Origin of the sequence: Mycobacterium sp. P7213, assembly GCF_900604305.1 — a bacterium.
Classification (GTDB): Bacteria; Actinomycetota; Actinomycetes; order Mycobacteriales; family Mycobacteriaceae; genus Mycobacterium.
In genome coordinates, this window is the sequence record NZ_UWOA01000028.1 from 35,184 (window position 1) to 50,586 (window position 15,403).

Genomic DNA, 15,403 nt, shown 5'->3' on the forward strand with positions numbered 1-15,403 from the left:
GCGTTCGGTCAGCGCACGCCGCGCGGACGGAACTGAATGCTGATCCGCGGGCCGGTGGGCGTGGCCGTCTTCGGAATGGAGTGCTCCCAGGTCCGCTGGCACGAGCCGCCCATCACCACCAGGTCGCCGTGGTGTTGCGCCAAGCGCAGGGCCGCGCCGCCCCCGCGTGGGCGCAGGGCCAGCGTACGGGTGGCGCCGACGCTGACGATCGCGACCATGGTGTCCTGGCTGGCGCCGCGGCCGAGGGTGTCGCCGTGCCAGGCCACGCTGTCGCCCCCGTGGCGGTAGAGGCACAGCCCCGCCGTGGTGAACGGCTCGCCGAGTTCCCCGGCGTAGATGTCATTCAGCCGGCGGCGCAGCTTGGCGATCACCGGGTGCGGCGCTTCGCCGGTCGCCAGATCGTGGAAGCTCACCAATCTCGGGACATCGAGCACCCGGTCATACATCCGGCGGCGTTCGGCCCGCCACGGAATTACCGACTGCAGCTCGCTGACCAGTTCGCTGCTTTCCTCGGAGAGCCAGCCCGGGCGAACGTCGAGCCAGGCGCCCGCGCCGAGCTGTCGGCGTTCGCTGAGGCCGAACAGCGACTCCTGTACCGGTATCGCCACGCCCGCAGCTTATCGCACATCCGTTCGATTCGTCGAGATTGCGTCTACGGCTGTGCGCGGCCGGACTTCACGACCCAGTACGCAATCTCAACGGCTGGCCGCGGCGCGCGAATGCCTCCGACAGCCGATGCAGGATGAACCTCCGGCTATGTTCGGCCACCACCTGCAGGTCTATCCACCCTTGGCTGTGGAGCAGCTCAGCACGCCCGATGCCGTGGACGTACTGCGCCCGATCCGTGCTGTGGTGTTTGCCCTCGTAATCCAGGCCGATCTTCGTCTCGTCGTACCCCATGTCGATGAAGGCGTTGTTGAAGCCATCGCTCACCCGGATCTGTGTCCTGGGCCGCGGAAGCCCCGCATCGATGAGCAGAAGCCGCAGCCAGGTCTCTCTGGGCGATTCGCCGCCGGGGTCCATCAGGTCGAGTGCAGGTATTGCCCGACGCAATCCGCGCGCCTTGCGATGCCGCTCGATCAGCACCAGGACGTCGCGAGCCTGAACACCGGTGGCACGGCTCAACGAATCGAGGTGCCGCACGGCCAGGTCGCGGGGTAGATGCCGGCCGAGGTCCAGCGCCGTACGCGCCGGACTGGTCACCAGCATCCCGTCGACGTCGACCAGCTCGTCGGCGTCGATGCGTTCGTTGCGCACGATGATTCCCGTCGGTGGCCGGCCGTTGCGCCAGATCATCTCGATCGGCGTAGCCGCGTCGATCCCCCGGGCGCCGTGCAGTGCCGCCGCGGCACGGCCCGCGATCACGCCCCTGCGCCCCGACCACAGCCAGGCGCCCACGGTACGGGCGCGCAATGTCGGTGACGCCTCCTTTGGCAGGTAGACGTCGGGGAAGAGCGCGGAGTAGTTCCACCGCAGGGTGCCGCGAGTGAGGCCGCCGGCGAGCGCCTCGGTTCCCTTGAACACCTCGAACATGGGTCGATGGTGGTGAGGAGCACCGACATCTAGAGGCCCGCGCGTTCAGATTGCGCGCAGGGCTGTGGATAAGTTCCGCCCGCAGCCCTGCGCGCAATCTCACGCGACGAAGGACGCGACGACGCACGCGGCGACGCTGCTACGACCAGCTGGGCAGCCAGATCTCCATGTTCCAGGTGGCCGGGGAGATCGGCACCCCGGTCAGAATCGGATACAGCCAGGCGAAGTTGGTCAGCACCAGGGCCACGTAGCACGACACCGCAAGCAGACCGAGCGCCCACCGCTCCTCGGTACGGGTTCTGCCGTTGTTGATGATGTCGACGCAGATCAGGGCCAGCAGCATCGCCAGAAACGGCGCCATCGGCACCGCGTAGAAGAAATACATCTGCCGGCCGATGCCGGCGAACCAAGGCAGCCAACCAGCGCAGTAGCCCGTCAGCGCCGCGGCGTAGCGCCAGTCGTGGCGCACCAGGCTGCGCCACAATGCGTAGCCCAGCACCGGCACGGCCAGCCACCACATCGCCGGCGTGCCCACCAGCATCACCGCCTTGACGCAGGACTGCGCGCCGCAGCCGGGCACGTCGTGCTGGTCGATCGCATAGAGCACCGGGCGCAGCGACATCGGCCACGTCCACGGCTTGGACTCCCACGGGTGGTGGTTGCCGGCGGCGTTCGTCAGCCCGGCATGGAAGTGATACGCCTGGTAGGTGTAGTGCCACAGCGAGCGCAGCGCGTCGGGAATCGGGAACCGACTCTCGAAGCCGATCGACTGGCCGACTTCATGGCGGTCCACGCCGGTCTCGGAGGCGAACCATGGCGCGTACGACGCCAGATACACCCCGAACGGGATGAGCGCGAACACATACGCCGTGGGACCGACGTCGCGGCGCAGCGTCCCCAGCCAAGGCCGCCGCACCCGGTACTGCCGGCGGGCGGCCACGTCGAACGCCAGCGACATCGCCGCGAAGAACACCACGAAGTACAGGCCGGACCACTTGGTGGCGCAGGCCAAGCCGAGCAGCACCCCGGCGCCGAAGCGCCACCAGCGCACCCCGAGTCGAGGGCCCCACGGGGTTGCGCCGCAGCGGCCTTCCGTCAGCACGGTATGCATCCGCATCCGCACCTGGTCGCGGTCGACGATCAGTGCCCCGAACGCGGCCACCACGAAAAACGTCAGGAAGCCGTCCAGCAGCGCCGTGCGCGCGGCGACGAAGCTGACCCCGTCGCCCACCAGCAGCAGCCCGGCGATCCCGCCGGCCAGCGTCGAGCGGGTCATGCGCCGCACGATCCGCACCAGCAGCGCTATTGCCAGCACGCCGAGCAGTGCGCTGGTGAACCGCCAGCCCAGCCCGTTGTAGCCGAACAGCGCCTCACCGATCGCGATCAGCTGCTTGCCCACCGGCGGGTGCACCACCAGGCCGTAGCCGGGATTGTCCTCGACCCCGTGGTTGTGCAGCATCTGCCAGGCCTGCGGCGCGTAGTGCTTCTCGTCGAAGATCGGGGTGCCGGCGTCGGTCGGCGTGTAGAGGTTGGAAAACCGGGTCACCGCGGCCAACAGCGTGACTGCCGCGGTGACGGCCCAGCCCCGGACCCGGTCGGTCGGGCCGAAATCGGCGACCGGCACCAGCAGCCCCGGGCTGATCACCGGAGCAGAGCGCTCCGGCACGGCCGCGGGCCTGGTAGCGGTCGGAGCGCTCATTCCGACGATCGTAGGCTGTGCGCCATGCCCGATGGTCGATTGCTGCTGGGTGCCACCCCGTTGGGCCAGCCCGGTGACGCGTCGTCGCGGCTGGTCGAAGCGCTGCGTACCGCTGATGTCGTGGCCGCCGAGGACACCCGCCGGGTGCGGACGCTGGCCAAATCTCTCGATGTGCAGATTGCCGGCCGGGTGGTCAGCCTGTTCGACGCCAACGAGGCGACGCGGGTCCCGGCCCTGCTTGCCGAGATCGAGGCCGGCGCCACCGTGCTGGTGGTCAGCGACGCCGGGATGCCGCTGATCAGCGACCCGGGCTACCGCCTGGTGTCCGCGTGCGCCGAGGCCGGGCTGGCCGTGACCTGCCTGCCCGGGCCATCGGCGGTGACGACCGCCCTGGCGCTGTCCGGGCTGGCCTCGGAGCGGTTCTGCTTCGAGGGCTTCGCGCCCCGCAAGCAGGCGGCGCGACGGGCGTGGCTGGCTTCGTTGGCCGACGAGCGGCGCACCTGCGTGTTCTTCGAGTCGCCGCGGCGGCTGGCCGACTGCCTGCGTGACGCGGTCGCCGAACTCGGCGGGGACCGTCGCGCAGTGGTCTGCCGGGAGCTGACCAAGACCCACGAAGAGGTGCGGCGCGGGACGCTGACCGAGCTGGCCGGCTGGGCCGTCGACGGCGTGCTGGGGGAGATCACCGTGGTGTTGGCGGGCGCGACCCCGCGCGCTGACCTGGCGACGCTGGTGGACGAGGTGAACCGGCTGGCGGGCGAAGGCATGCGGGTCAAGGATGCCTGCGCGCAGGTGATCGCCGACGTGCCCGCCGCGGTGTCGCGACGCGAGCTGTACGACGCGGTGCTGCGATCCCGCCAGTAGGGGATATCGGATTCGCCTGTGCGCCGTTAGGCTTTGCTGATGTAGCTGCTCGGGCTCGAAGAGGACGCGGATGACGTCGAACGACAGGACTGAAACGACACCGCTGAAGGTTGCGCTGACCGTCGTCGGGCTGATCTTCGTCGTCGGGATCTATCCGCTGACCGTGCTCTGGCCGGCGGGCTGGGCCTGGGGCCATGCCGGCGCGGATTCGTCGCACTATCTGGTGATGATCCTGGGCATGTACGCCACGCTCGGGGTGTTCCTGCTGTTCGCCGCACGTGATCCGCTGGCTCATCGCAGCCTGATCTGGTTCACGGTGGCCTCCAGTGTGGTGCACGCCGCGATCATGACGGCGCAGGCGATCGGCGACCCGGCCGAACGTGGTCATCTGGCCGGTGACGTGCCCGCGTTGGTGATCGTGGCGCTGGTGCTGGCGCTGCTGATGCCGCGCCGCGGCGCAACCGTGTAGCGCGTCTACGACGCGGTGCTGCGTTCCTGGGACTGGCCGTCGGCGACGATCGGGGCGGCCTTGTGCAGGCACTCCTGCCACTCGGCGTCGACGTCGGAGTCCGCGGTGATACCGCCGCCGACCCCCAGCACCGCGCCACCGGCGGCGTCGAACTCCACGGTGCGGATCGCGACGTTGAGTTCGCAGCCGGCCACCGGCGACGCCAACCCCACCGTGCCGCAGTACGCCCCGCGACGCGCGGGCTCCCACTCCGAAAGTAGCTGGCGGGCACGGTGTTTGGGGGTCCCGGTCACCGACGCGGGCGGGAACGTCGCATCCAGCAACTCCGCCATGGCCAGCTGCTCGGGCAACCGGGCCGAGACCGTCGACACCAGATGCCACACCCCGGGGGCCGGCCGCACCGCCAACAGCTCGGGCACGGTGACCGTGCCGGTGATCGCCACCCGGCCCAGGTCATTGCGGACCAGGTCCACGATCATGATGTTCTCCGCGACGTCCTTGGTCGAAGCGCGCAGCGCCGACGGGCGGGCGTACAGCGGCAGGGTGCCTTTGATCGGGCTGGAGTCCACGACCTGACCGCGGCGGCGCAGGAACAGCTCCGGTGACAGCGAGGCCATCGCGCCCCAGTCGCCGGCGACGTAGGCGGCACGCGCGGGGCCGGTGCGCGCCACCGCGTCGGCGAAGAAATCCAGTGGGGCGCCGCTGACGGTTCCGGTGAAGCGGGTGCACACGCAGGCCTGATACACCTCACCGGACCGGATAGCCTCCAGGCAGGCCAGCACTCCGGCGCGGTGCGCTTGGCGGTCCGGAGTCTCCCAATAGATGCGGTATCCCCGCGCCGGGGCGGGCGTCGTCAGCGCCTCGGCCAGCCAACCCGGCATGGCCGCTCCGGACAGGCTTTCGAACCACCACTGCCCGTCGGTGTTGTCCTGACGCAGCACGCAGTCAGTCCAGCCGCCGGCGGCTTCGGGGATGCGAGGCCCCAGGCCGTCGGCGCCGGCATCGGGGTAGGACAGATAGCCGATCCAGCCGCCGCCCACCACACCGGGTCCATGCGGGGCATTCGGGGCATTCGGGGCACAAAACACCTGGTCGGGGCCCACCGGCTTCACGGCCACGCTGGGGGCGATCACCGCCTGGGACCCGAACCACTCGCCGGTCAGAGCGGCCGGCGGCGGCAGCCCGCGTCGGTCGGTCGCATCGCCGACTGCGCGCAGCACCGCCGGGGCTGCCCCCAAGTCGCCGAGCCGCTCGATTCGCACGGCACTAGCTTGTCAGACGTCGGCGCCTCGGGTGATCTCGCGGGCGGCCGCCACCGCCGCCAGCTTGTCCGGGTTGCGCATGGCGTAGAAGTTGGTGATCAGCCCGTCGACGATCTCGAAGGTGAACACACCCTCCAGACGGTCGGCGCGGTAGAACAGCACCGCGGGTGCGGAGTTGCAGACGCCCATGTCCACCCGGACGTCGGGCATCTGCGTCCCCTGCCGCAGCAGCCCGATAACCGTGCGGGCCACCTTGTCGGCACCCACGACCGGCCGGCGGGCCGCGCTGGCTTTGCCGCCGCTATCGGCAGTCCACACCACATCCGGCGCCAGCATCGACAGCACGGTGGTGATGTCGCCGCCCGCCGCCGCGGCCATGAACTCCGCGGTGACCCGCGCGCTCTCCTCCGGGTCGACCGGAGCGTAGCGCGGCCGCCGCGCCTGAACGTGGTTGCGCGCCCGGTGCGCGACCTGGCGGGCCGCGGCCGCGGATTTGCCGACCGCGGCCGCGATCTCGTCATAGTCGAAACCGAACACTTCGCGCAGCACGAACACCGCGCGCTCCTCGGGGCGCAGCGTCTCCAACACCACCAGCATCGCCATCGACACCGATTCGGCCAGCACGACATCGGCCGAGGGATCGTGCTCGGTCAGCAGCAGCGGCTCAGGCAGCCACGGCCCGACGTACTCCTCGCGGCGCCGAGCGCCGGCCCGCAGCGCGTTGAGCGCCTGACGGGTGACCAGGCTGGCCAGGTACGCCTTGACATCGCGGACTTCGGCCAGGTCCACCTCAGCCCAGCGCAGGTAGCTGTCCTGCAAGACGTCGTCGGATTCGGTTGCCGAGCCAAGGATCTCGTAGGCGATGGTGAACAGTAGCGGCCGGAGCTCGGTGAACCGCTGGGCTTGAGCAGCGGTTCCAGCTTCGCCTCTCCTTCGTCGAGGCTCGCTGAACCGCTGGGTTTGACCGTTTGTCACACCGCGGCCCCCCGTTCCGCCTGACCCTGTGCGATGCGGCCCGCACGGGCGCCGGCCTTCATCCAACGGTACGAGCCCGGCTTGGCCGCCTCGCCCCGAATCCACTTGACCGTGTACTTGCAGATCGCCTCCTTGACCACGGCGCCAAGCCGACCGCCGACGAACGCCTTGATTGGAGTGTCATCACGGCGGGACAACTGCACCGTGGCCGCGTCGCGCCCCACGCTGATGCACTGGGCGGCGAACGCCTGGTCCAGCGCGACCGGCGAGGTGCCGGCGATGCGGGCCAACACGGTGTTGGCGGCCTGGGCGCCCAGCGGCAGGGCGGCCTGGCAGCTCATCCGCAGCGGCTGGCCCGAGGGGGCGACGGCATCCCCAGCCGCCATGATCCACGGGTTGTCGACACTGGTCAGGGTTTCGTCGGTGAGCAGCCGGCCCAACGCGTCGGTGGCCAGTCCACTGGCCGCGGCCAGGTCCGGCACGCCGAACCCTGCCGTCCAGACCGTCACCGCGCTGGGCAGCACGGTGCCGTCACGCAGCACCAGAGCGTCGGGGCGCACTTCGGCGACGACCGCCTCGCGCACATCGACACCCAGCTTGCGCAGCGCCTTGACCACCGAGCGTCGGCCCGCCGCGTGCAGTGACGGTCCGAGCATTTCGCCGCAGACCAGGGTCACCGGCCGGCCCTGTCCGGCCAGTTCGGAGGCCGCCTCGATTCCGGTCAGTCCGCCGCCCACCACAGTCACCGGGGCATCCGATGCCAGCTCGCCGAGCCGGGCCAGCAGCCGGGTCGCGGACTCGAATTCACTGATTGAGTAGGCGAATTCGGCGGCGCCGGGAACCGTCGGGGTGATCGCCCCGGTGCTGCCCACCGCATAGATGAGGAAGTCATAGCGCAGGACGGTGCCCGATGCCAGCTGGATGCGCCGGTCGGCGGCGTCGATCCGGGTGGCGGAGTCGACCAGCAGCCGCACGCCGTCACCGAGCAGTTCGGGGTAGTCGATGGTGGCCGTCCCGGTGCCGGCGACGTACTGGTGCAGCCGGATCCGCTCGACGAACTCCGGGCGCGGGTTGACCAGGGTGATGTCGACGTCCGGGTGCTGGCGCAGCCGGTTGGCGGCCAGGGTGCCGGCGTAGCCGCCGCCGATGATGACGACCTGGATGCGGGTCATGAGGTGCTCCTGTCCTTGAAGTGGTGATGCCCTCTAGACACCGCGGAGCGGGCGAGCGTGACACGGTGTGACCTGATTCACTGCGTGCGTAGGCTGGGTCCATGGCGTTCGGTGGCCGGGGACGGAGATTCATTCAGGTGTTCAACGCCGTGGCGACGTCGCTGATCGCAGCGCCGATGCTCGGTTCGCTGTTCGGCCGGCGGTTGACCACGATCAGCTATGTGGGGCGACGGTCCGGGCAGACCTTCACTCTTCCGGTGGGCTACTGGCGCAGCGGTGACGAGGTGCGAATCGGAGTCGCCATGCCGGACGCAAAGGCCTGGTGGCGCAATTTCTCAGGCGAGGGCGGGCCGTTGACGATCCGGCTCGACGGAGTCAACCGGACCGGGCAGGCCGTCGCGCACCGCGACGAGCATGGCGCAGTGACCGTGGCCGTACGGTTAGATCCGCTCTAGCCCGGGCGTTCCCATCGTCAGGGCTGATACCGCGGAAAAACCCCGGAGGGTGCCGGCAGCGTCAGGCCCGGCGCCAGCCGCTGGGGTACGGCGGTGAACATCCGCTGTTCGCTGGTCTGGCCCAGAAGGTCCAGCAGCTTGGCCGCCGAGTCCGGCATCACCGGCTGCACCAGCAGCGCGGCGATCCGCACCGCCTCCAGCGTGGTGTAGAGGACGGTGCCGAAGCGGGCCTGATCGGCCGCGGACTCGCTCTTGGCCAGCTTCCACGGCTCGTTGGCCGAGAAGTACCGGTTGGCCGCGCCCAGCATCTGCCAGATCGCCTCCAGGCCCAGGTGCATGGACTGCGTGCCGAAGGCCGCCCGCATCTTCTCCAGCAGCGCGTCGGCCAGGGCCAGCAGTTCCTCGCCGTCGGCGGCCTGCGCGGTCGGCTCGGGCACCACCCCGCCCAGATTCTTGGCCACCATCGACAGCGAGCGCTGCGCCAGGTTGCCCAGCTCGTTGGCCAGGTCGGCGTTGATGCGGCCGATCATCGCCTCGTCGGAGATGCTGCCGTCCTGGCCGAACGGGATCTCGCGCAGCAGGAAAAAGCGCACCTGGTCGACGCCGTACTTGTCGACGAACTCGACCGGGTCGATCACGTTGCCCACCGACTTGCTCATCTTCTCGCCGCTGTTGAGCAGGAAGCCGTGTGCGAAAACCCTGCGCGGCAAATCGATTCCGGCCGACATCAGAAAGGCGGGCCAGTACACGGTGTGGAACCGGATGATGTCCTTGCCGATCATGTGCAGATCGGCGGGCCAATACCGGCGGAAGGTTGGCGAGTCGGTGTCGGGATAGCCGACGCCGGTCAGGTAGTTGGTCAGCGCGTCCACCCAGACGTACATGACATGGTCGGGGTGTCCGGGCACCGGCACCCCCCAGTCGAACGAGGTGCGCGAGATCGACAGATCCCGCAGGCCGCCGGAGACGAAGCTGACCACCTCGTTGCGACGCACGTCGGGGGCGATGAAGTCCGGGTTCGCCTCGTAGTGCGCCAGCAGCCGGTCGGCGTAGGCCGAGAGCCGGAAGAAGAAGGTCTGTTCCTCGGTCCAGGTGACCGGCGCCCCCGTCTCGGCGGCGACCCGCGAACCGTCCTCGTTGAGCCGGGTCTCACCCTCGGTGAAGAACCGCTCGTCGCGCACCGAATACCAGCCGGAGTAGGCGTCCAGGTAGATGTCACCGGCGTCGACCATGCGCTGCCAGATCGCCTTGGAGGCCTCCAGGTGATCGGCGTCGGTGGTGCGGATGAACCGGTCGAAGGAGATGTTGAGCTTCTCCTGCAGTCGCTGGAACACATCGGAGTTGCGCCGGGCCAGATCCGCGGTGGCGATGCCCTCGGCGGCGGCGGTCTCGGCCATCTTCAGCCCGTGCTCGTCGGTGCCGGTCAGGTACCGCACGTCGAACCCGTCGAGCCGGTGGAACCGGGCGATCGCGTCGGTGGCGATGTACTCGTAGGCGTGGCCGATGTGCGGGTCACCGTTGGGGTAGGTGATAGCGGTGGTGACATAGAAAGGCTGCGTTCTTCTCATCACTCGCCACCTTATTGTGTGCGGGTGAGCTCGAAACGGTCAGCCAAAACTCCGCCGCCGGCACCGCAGGAGCTGAGTCCGCTGGTCGACGCCCACACCCACCTCGACGCCTGTGGGGGTGCCGACGCCTCGTCGGTGCGCGCCATCATGGACCGCGCCGCCGCCGTCGGGGTGCAGGCGGCGGTGACCGTCGCCGACGACTTGGCGTCGGCTCGCTGGGTGACTCAGGCCGCCGACGCCGACGAGCGGGTCTACGCGGCGGTCGCCCTGCATCCCACTCGCGCCGATTCGCTCACCGATGCGGCCCGCGCCGAGATCGAGGCGCTGGTCGCCCATCCTCGAGTGGTGGCGGTCGGCGAGACCGGCATGGACCTGTATTGGCCCGGGCGTCTGGAGGGCTGCGCGACCCCCCAGGCCCAGCGCGAGGCGTTCGCCTGGCATATCGACCTGGCCAAACGGGCTGGCAAACCGCTGATGATCCACAACCGTGACGCCGACGCCGCCGTGCTCGACGTGCTGCGCGCCGAAGGCGCCCCGGAGACGGTGATCTTCCACTGTTTCTCGTCCGGCCCGGAGATGGCTCACACCTGCATCGACGCCGGCTGGATTCTGAGTCTGTCCGGCACGGTCAGCTTCAAAAACGCCCGTGACCTGCGGGAAGCGGCAGCATTGATTCCGGACGCGCAGCTTCTGGTGGAGACCGATGCGCCGTTTTTGACTCCGCATCCGTACCGCGGTGCACCGAACGAGCCCTACTGTCTGCCATACACTGTGAGAGCGCTGGCCGAGCTGTTGGGAAGATCGGCAGCCGAACTGGCGCAGGTCACGAACCGCAACGCCCGGCGGGTGTATGGGCTGGGGTGAAGGTCGAGCAGGTCACATTCGGTTGCCGACGCCAGTGGAGTTCGTTACCGTTCCGTTATCGAAGCTGGGGCACCGCAAGGGCCCCTTTCCCGTGTCGTGAGGTTTTTGTCTTGAATCTTTTGACCAGGCTGCATCAGGCTCCCTCGCCGATGCTGCGGCTTCTGGTCGGCGCTTTACTGCTGGTGCTGACCTTTGCGGGCGGCTTCGCGGTCGCCAGCGCCAAGACCGTGACGCTGGACGTCGATGGAACCCCGATCACCGTCACCACCATGCGGTCGCGGGTCATCGACGTCGTCTCCGAGAACGGCTTCGACCTCGGCGAGCGCGACGATGTGAGCCCCGCCCGCACCGCGCAGGTGCACGACTCGGACACGATCATGGTCCGCCGCGGGCGGCCCCTGCAGGTCTCGCTGGACGGGCGTGAGCCTCAGCAGGTGTGGACGACGGCGCTCTCGGTGGACGAGGCGCTGGCCCAGCTCTCGATGACCGACACCGCCCCCGCTGCGGCATCGCGCGGCAGCCGGGTTCCGCTGGCCGGCATGGCACTGCCGGTCGTCAGCGCCAAGACAGTCACGATCGACGACGGTGGCGTGGTGCGCACCGTGCACCTGGCCGCACCCAATGTCGCTGAACTGCTGGCTGCCGACGGCGCCCCGCTGGAGCAGGCCGACAAGGTCATCCCGGCGGCCTCGACCCCGGTCACCGAGGGCATGGCGATCCAGGTGACGCGGATCCGGGTCAAGCAGGTCACCGAGCGGGTGCCGCTGCCCCCGCCGGCCCGTCGCATCGAAGACCCGACCATGAACATCAGCCGGCAGGTCGTTGACGACCCGGGCACGCCGGGCACCCAGGACGTGACTTACTCGGTGGCCACCGTCAACGGCGCCGAGACCGGCCGCCTGCCGGTCGCCAACGCGGTGGTGGACCCGGCCCGCGATTCGGTACTGCGGGTCGGCGCCAAGCCGGGCACCGAGGTGCCGCCGTCGGTGTACGGGGCCGCCTGGGACCGCATCGCCAACTGTGAGTCGCACGGAAACTGGGCGATCAACACCGGCAACGGCTTCTACGGTGGCGTGCAGTTCGATTACGGCACGTGGGTGGCCAACGGCGGTCTGAAGTACGCGCCGCGCGCGGATATGGCTACTCGCGAAGAGCAGATCGCGATCGCGGAGGTCACCCAGGCCCGCCAAGGCTGGGGAGCCTGGCCGGTGTGCAGCGGGAGGCGCTGACCATCGGGCTACTCGGGGCCGGTGACATCAGGGCCCTGGCAAACGAACTCGACCTGCGGCCCCGAAAATCTCTGGGGCAGAACTTCGTTCATGACGCAAACACCGTGCGCCGGATTGTGGACGGCGCCGGTATCACCGCCGACGACCACGTCCTCGAGGTCGGGCCTGGGCTGGGCTCGTTGACCCTGGCGTTGCTCGAGTACGGCCCGACGGTGATCGCCGTCGAGAAGGATCCGGTGCTGGCCGCCCGGTTGCCGCAGACCATCGCCGAACACGCTCCCGCTGACGCCGCCCGGCTCGAGGTGCTCGGGCGGGACGTTTTGACCCTGCGCCGTGACGAGGTGGCGACCGCGCCGACGGCGGTGGTGGCCAATCTGCCCTACAATGTTGCGGTTCCGGCGTTGTTGCACCTGCTGTCGGAGTTCGGCTCCATCCGCACCGTGACGGTCATGGTGCAGTTGGAGGTAGCCGAGCGTTTGGCCGCTGAGCCTGGTGGCAAGGACTACGGGGTGCCCAGCGCCAAGGCACGATTCTTCGGCGCGGTGCGCCGCTGCGGCACGGTACCGCCCAGCGTGTTCTGGCCGGTGCCGCGGGTGAATTCCGGGTTGGTGCGCATCGACCGATACGAGACCGCTCCGTGGCCGGTCGAAGATGCATTTCGCCGTCAGGTCTTTGCCCTGATTGATGTCGCTTTTGCCCAGCGCCGCAAGACTATTCGTAATGCGTTCGCCGACTGGGCGGGATCGGGGGGGCGCTCCGCGGAGTTGCTGGAGGCTGCAGGAATCGATCCGATGAGTCGCGGCGAGACGTTGGCGATCGACGATTTCGTGCGCCTGCTTCAGGTCTCGACCGGCTTGGGTGGCCCGGCATGCGGCAGCAGCGCGCGGGACAACTCCTCGACGAAGTCTGCGCAGGACCCGTAGCGGCGTGCCGGAAACTTCGTCAGCGCACGTTGCACCACCACATCGGCTGGTCTCGCCGCCGGACCGAGCGTGTCGGACAGTGGTGGCGGTAGCAGCCGCAGGTGCGCTTCGGCCAGGTCGGCTGCGCTCTGCGTGGGGAAGGGCGGCGCTCCGGCGAGCAGTTCTACCGCCGTACAGGCCAAGGCGTATTCGTCGGTGGCCGCCGACGGGGCCTTGCCCTGCAGGATCTCCGGCGCGGTGTAGGGCAACGAGACTTCGGGGTGCCCGAAATGTCCGGGCCGGTGCCACACGTCTTCCACGACGGCGTGGGCCGCTCCGAAGTCGGTCAGTACCGCACCGGCCCGGCCGAAGTCGGCATGGATCAGGATGTTGGCCGGCTTGACGTCACTGTGCACGATGCCGCGACGATGCGCGTAATCGAGCGCGGCCGCGATCTGGGTCAGCGCGGCCAGGCGGTCCTGCAGCGTGCGCAGGCGGGTCGCCTTGCCCCCGTCGACGTACTGCATCGCCAGCCAGAACGGCCCGTGCCGGTACACCGCGACGATGTGGGGGTGCTTGAGGGCGCTGGCGAACCCGAACTCCCGCTCCAACCGGCGCTGCTCGGCGGGGGAGCGGTGCGACTCATCGAGGACCTTCAGCGCTACGGGCACGTCGCGGCTGCTGGGGTGGTGGGCCAAATACACCCCGGCGTGCCCGCCACGCCCGATCTCGCGCTCGATCAGGTAGCCGCCGTAGTCGCCGGCTGCGTTCATTACCTCAGATTAGGGCGCGCACAGCTACCTCGCAGAAAACTGAGATTTGCATGATCGAATAGCTAAAAGGGGATGACATTTCGCTGGCGCGAGGTGAATAATCGACCCGATTGCATCAGCATCCAGGAGGCCGTCATGACAACTCTGTCCCACAGCAAACTGAGTTCCCTTGGTGCCGTGCCTCTGACGCTGGCCGCCATCACCGCCCTCGGTGTCGCCCCGGTTGTGGTGCCGGACCTGACCGCGTCCGTGAAGACCGTGATCGCGCAGACATCTTTGCTGGACACCGAATCGTGGATCATGGGCGGCAGCGGGCTGCCCATCCCGCCGCCGCAGTACCTGACCGCCCTCACAGATCGGTTCATCTCGCCGGAGACCCCGAAGTTCGAGGGCCAGCCTACTTTTCAGGTGGATGCCACTAACCCGTTGTTCACCCCGGAGGGTCTCTACCCGCTGACCGGTGTGAAGACGCTGCCGCTCGACACCTCGCTGGCCCAGGGCTCCACCATCCTGTACCAGAAGATCATGGAAGAGGTCGGCAAGGGCAATGACCTTGTCGTACTAGGCTATTCGCAAAGCGGCGTCATCAACGGTCTGGTCATGGACCAGCTGCTGGCCCTGCCCGAGGGCGAGCGTCCGACCTCCGACCAGCTGTCGTTCGTGACGCTGGGCAGCCCGGCCAACCCCAACGGTGGCCTGCTGTCTCGCTTCGACGTGCCCGGGGTTCCGCTGAGCCTGGCCAGTCTCGGTGTCACGTTCAGCGGGGGCGCTCCATCTGAGACGCCCTGGGAAACCGCCAATTACATCCAGGAATACGACGGCTTCGCCGACTTCCCGAAGTACCCGCTGAACTTCCTGGCCGACCTCAACGCCTTCCTGGGCATCATGTTCATCCACGGCACCTACCCGAGGCTCACCGACGAACAGCTGGCGAGCGCCATCGAGCTCAATGTCTCCGACGGCTACACCGGCAACAACCAGTACTTCATGATTCCTACCGAAGACCTGCCGCTGCTGCAGCTGTTGCGCGGCAACGCATTCGGCAACGCGTTCGCCGACCTGTTGCAGCCGGCCCTGCGGGTGCTGATCAACCTCGGCTACGGCAACATCGAGCATGGTTGGGACCAGGGGCCGGCGGACATCTCCACGCCGTTCGGACTGTTCCCCGACGTGAACCCGATGGACGTGCTCACCGCACTGGTCAACGGTGCCGAACAAGGTTGGAATGACTTCATCGCCGATCTGCAGAACATGGGGTCCGGCAGCGCGACCGACCTGTTCGGTCTGGACGGTGGCGGCCCCGCGGACTTCTCGCTGCCGAGCCTGATGGATGTGGTCAACACCCTCAGCGGTGCCGCGGCGACCTTGTACGCGACGCTGCTGCCGACCGCCGACATCATCAACTCGCTGATCACCACGCTGCCGGCCTACAGCGCGAGCCTGTTCTTCAACGAGCTGATGTCCGGTGATCTGGTGGGCGCGATCGGGATGCCGCTGGCGGCCACCACCGGGTTGGTCACCATGGCCGCCGGGTTCGAGGTGGAGGTTCTGATGAATGCCTTCAGCTCGATCAGCGCCGACTTCGCCGACCTGTTCTCCTGATCGGTAGGGATTCGCGGCCCGGAGCCCGGGTGCAGGGTT

General features: G+C 68.7%; 15 protein-coding genes. 7 read left to right on the forward strand and 8 right to left on the reverse strand.

Annotation, left to right across the window (positions count from 1 at the left end; translation table 11 throughout):
• Nucleotides 1-8: 8 nt before the first annotated feature.
• The 3 genes from EJK91_RS12520 to EJK91_RS12530 form a co-directional block, all read right to left on the reverse strand.
• The gene (locus EJK91_RS12520; protein WP_125079088.1) at nucleotides 9-608 is read right to left on the reverse strand and encodes an alpha-ketoglutarate-dependent dioxygenase AlkB; all 600 of its coding nucleotides are present in this window, start codon (nucleotides 606-608) and stop codon (nucleotides 9-11) included.
• A 67-nt stretch (nucleotides 609-675) separates the two neighbouring features.
• Complete coding sequence (locus EJK91_RS12525) at nucleotides 676-1,533, reverse strand: hypothetical protein (protein WP_125079089.1); 858 nt, start codon at nucleotides 1,531-1,533, stop codon at nucleotides 676-678.
• Between the two features lie 139 nt (nucleotides 1,534-1,672).
• Nucleotides 1,673-3,232, reverse strand: coding sequence for a dolichyl-phosphate-mannose--protein mannosyltransferase (locus EJK91_RS12530; RefSeq protein ID WP_024442533.1), 1,560 nt, complete (start codon nucleotides 3,230-3,232; stop codon nucleotides 1,673-1,675).
• 24 nt (nucleotides 3,233-3,256) lie between these two features.
• On the opposite strand from EJK91_RS12530, the gene rsmI reads away from it, so the two are divergent.
• Both rsmI and EJK91_RS12540 read left to right on the forward strand, forming a co-directional pair.
• A complete protein-coding gene (gene rsmI, locus EJK91_RS12535) occupies nucleotides 3,257-4,093 on the forward strand; it encodes a 16S rRNA (cytidine(1402)-2'-O)-methyltransferase (RefSeq protein ID WP_125079090.1) in 837 nt (278 codons plus the stop codon).
• 70 nt (nucleotides 4,094-4,163) lie between these two features.
• A complete protein-coding gene (locus tag EJK91_RS12540) occupies nucleotides 4,164-4,562 on the forward strand; it encodes a DUF6632 domain-containing protein (RefSeq protein WP_024442531.1) in 399 nt (132 codons plus the stop codon).
• Between the two features lie 5 nt (nucleotides 4,563-4,567).
• On the opposite strand, the gene EJK91_RS12545 is transcribed toward EJK91_RS12540, so the two are convergent.
• From EJK91_RS12545 to EJK91_RS12555, 3 genes are read right to left on the reverse strand one after another with little or no spacing between them, the layout of a single operon-like run.
• Nucleotides 4,568-5,824 carry an aminodeoxychorismate synthase component I gene (locus tag EJK91_RS12545; RefSeq protein WP_125079091.1) on the reverse strand — a complete coding sequence of 419 codons (1,257 nt, stop codon included), beginning with the start codon at nucleotides 5,822-5,824 and terminating at the stop codon, nucleotides 4,568-4,570.
• Between the two features lie 12 nt (nucleotides 5,825-5,836).
• Nucleotides 5,837-6,799: an RNA polymerase sigma-70 factor gene (locus EJK91_RS12550; RefSeq protein ID WP_024442529.1), complete on the reverse strand. Its 963-nt coding sequence runs from the start codon at nucleotides 6,797-6,799 to the stop codon at nucleotides 5,837-5,839.
• On the reverse strand, nucleotides 6,796-7,971 hold the full coding sequence (locus EJK91_RS12555) for an NAD(P)/FAD-dependent oxidoreductase (protein WP_125079092.1): 1,176 nt from the start codon (nucleotides 7,969-7,971) through the stop codon (nucleotides 6,796-6,798). The genes EJK91_RS12550 and EJK91_RS12555 overlap by 4 nt, the downstream gene beginning before the upstream one ends.
• 101 nt (nucleotides 7,972-8,072) lie before the next feature.
• On the opposite strand from EJK91_RS12555, the gene EJK91_RS12560 reads away from it, so the two are divergent.
• Nucleotides 8,073-8,426 (forward strand): hypothetical protein, encoded by a 354-nt coding sequence (locus tag EJK91_RS12560; RefSeq protein ID WP_024442527.1) that lies wholly within the window; start codon nucleotides 8,073-8,075, stop codon nucleotides 8,424-8,426.
• A 17-nt stretch (nucleotides 8,427-8,443) separates the two neighbouring features.
• Here the strand turns inward: EJK91_RS12560 and metG are convergent, their stop codons facing one another.
• Nucleotides 8,444-9,994 (reverse strand): methionine--tRNA ligase, encoded by a 1,551-nt coding sequence (metG, locus tag EJK91_RS12565; protein WP_125079093.1) that lies wholly within the window; start codon nucleotides 9,992-9,994, stop codon nucleotides 8,444-8,446.
• Between the two features lie 18 nt (nucleotides 9,995-10,012).
• On the opposite strand from metG, the gene EJK91_RS12570 reads away from it, so the two are divergent.
• The 3 genes from EJK91_RS12570 to rsmA all read left to right on the forward strand — a co-directional run bounded on the left by EJK91_RS12570 (nucleotide 10,013) and on the right by rsmA (nucleotide 13,010).
• Nucleotides 10,013-10,858 (forward strand): TatD family hydrolase, encoded by an 846-nt coding sequence (locus EJK91_RS12570; protein WP_206430415.1) that lies wholly within the window; start codon nucleotides 10,013-10,015, stop codon nucleotides 10,856-10,858.
• 110 nt (nucleotides 10,859-10,968) lie between these two features.
• Nucleotides 10,969-12,087, forward strand: a complete 1,119-nt coding sequence (locus EJK91_RS12575; protein ID WP_082105737.1) for a resuscitation-promoting factor — start codon at nucleotides 10,969-10,971, stop codon at nucleotides 12,085-12,087.
• The gene (gene rsmA / locus EJK91_RS12580) at nucleotides 12,060-13,010 is read left to right on the forward strand and encodes a 16S rRNA (adenine(1518)-N(6)/adenine(1519)-N(6))-dimethyltransferase RsmA (RefSeq protein ID WP_046301311.1); all 951 of its coding nucleotides are present in this window, start codon (nucleotides 12,060-12,062) and stop codon (nucleotides 13,008-13,010) included. Before EJK91_RS12575 ends, rsmA begins: the two co-directional genes overlap by 28 nt.
• Here the strand turns inward: rsmA and EJK91_RS12585 are convergent.
• Nucleotides 12,926-13,762, reverse strand: coding sequence for a serine/threonine-protein kinase (locus EJK91_RS12585; protein WP_125079095.1), 837 nt, complete (start codon nucleotides 13,760-13,762; stop codon nucleotides 12,926-12,928). The two genes, rsmA and EJK91_RS12585, sit on opposite strands and share 85 nt — an antisense overlap.
• A gap of 135 nt (nucleotides 13,763-13,897) precedes the next feature.
• On the opposite strand from EJK91_RS12585, the gene EJK91_RS12590 reads away from it, so the two are divergent.
• Entirely contained in the window at nucleotides 13,898-15,364 is a 1,467-nt protein-coding gene (locus tag EJK91_RS12590; RefSeq protein ID WP_125079096.1) for a PE-PPE domain-containing protein, read from the forward strand.
• Nucleotides 15,365-15,403 lie beyond the last annotated feature (39 nt).